A 1,469-nucleotide genomic window follows, 5' to 3' on the forward strand; every position below is an offset into this window, starting at 1 on the left:
CCCCGCCGCAGACCCCCCGGGCCACCGCCGCCTGTGCCTCCCGGGCCAGGGTACGCCGTTCCCATTCCGGCGCCGGAAGCGGCGGACTGAAGACCAGGTCCACCTCCAGACCGGGTTCCCCCAGGATGCGCAGGGCGTGACGCAGGAAGTGCTCGCCCCCCACGAACGGCGCCGCCCCGGGCCGCCCGTCCGGGCGCAGATGGTAGCGCAGGGCCACCGGCTGCACCGGGCACCGGGCCTGCTGGGCAGCGGCGAACAGGCGATGATGGAAACGGCGCACCGAGGTGCCATCCGTGGTGGTCCCCTCCGGGAAGACCAGCACCGCCCCCCCCCGGCCCAATTGCTCCGCCATGGCCCGGGTGACCGCCTCGGCCGCCCCGTGCTCCCCGCGACGGATGAACAGGGTGGCGTTGAACCGGGCCAGCCAGCCGATTACCGGCCAGTGGCGCACCTCGGACTTGGACAGGAAGCCCGCCGGGGCATGGGCCCCGATCACGGGGATATCCAGCCAGGAGACATGGTTGGCCACCATGAGGACAGGCCCCTCCAGGGGCCGCCCCGAGACCCGGATGCGCACCCCGAGGATGCGGCACAGGCCGCGGTACCAGGCCATGATCACCCGCCGGAAACGGGGCGTGGGCAACCCGGAGGGATCGCGGCGGCCCAGGGCCAGGGTCACCAGGACCGCCAGCAGCAGATGCAGCAGCAACACGGGCAGGCGGATGAATCTTCTGAGATGGGACATGGCCTCGATGGCGATGGGGATGTCCCGCGTTTATACTCAAGGCCGCCCCATGGATGCCACTCCCACCCAGATTCGCATGTACCGCATCCCCCTCCCCCGATACCCCGTGACCGTCCTCGCCGCCGTGCTGGCGCTGGGCCTTGCGGGCTGCCCCGGCGCCCCGCAGCCGGAGGGGCCGCCGGCGCCCCGGGTCCAGGTCCTCACCAGCGGCGACCACTGCGGCCGCGAATCCCCCATACCCGCCGTGGAGGTGATCGCCGACGCGGACACCTTAGAACGGGTGCTGGCGCGCACCGGACTGCACCTCCCCGAGGCCGAGCGGCCCGACCTGGACCGCCACTGGCTGCTGCTGGTGCATCAGGGACGCCGCCCCACCCTGGGCTACGGCGTGGAACTGGCCGATCCCCCCCTGCTCCCCGCCCCGGACGGCCCTGTGCTGCAAATCCGGGCCCGCACCCCGCAAGCGGGGGCCGCCGTGGGCCAGGCCATCACCAGCCCCTGCCTGCTGCTGCAACTGCCCCGCGGGGGACTCCACGGCCCGCTGCAGATCCAGGACCAGACGGGGGACACCTGGGCCACGGTGCAGCCCCCGGGCGCCTGGTGAGTCCTTTCCAATCCAGAGATGAGCCTGAAGGGGAGTGATGGGTGAGGCTGTTCAGGCGGCCGGGTTTTGGGCGTTGTTGATGGAACGAAACAGATCAGCCCGGGCCTGGTTGAGCCGCTG

At 72.2% G+C, this 1,469-nt stretch carries 2 protein-coding genes; one reads left to right on the forward strand and one right to left on the reverse strand.

Annotated elements, in window-relative coordinates; all coding sequences use genetic code 11:
* Positions 1–745: lysophospholipid acyltransferase family protein (locus CKO33_RS13150; RefSeq protein WP_200182679.1), on the reverse strand; the 745-nt coding region annotated here is incomplete at its 3' end.
* Positions 746–851: 106 nt separating this feature from the next.
* Between CKO33_RS13150 and CKO33_RS13155 the strand changes: the two genes are divergently transcribed.
* The gene (locus CKO33_RS13155; RefSeq protein WP_200182680.1) at positions 852–1,349 is read left to right on the forward strand and encodes a protease complex subunit PrcB family protein; all 498 of its coding nucleotides are present in this window, start codon (positions 852–854) and stop codon (positions 1,347–1,349) included.
* Positions 1,350–1,469 lie beyond the last annotated feature (120 nt).

Origin of the sequence: Ectothiorhodospira mobilis (assembly GCF_016584115.1) — a bacterium.
Taxonomy (GTDB): Bacteria; Pseudomonadota; Gammaproteobacteria; order Ectothiorhodospirales; family Ectothiorhodospiraceae; genus Ectothiorhodospira; species Ectothiorhodospira mobilis.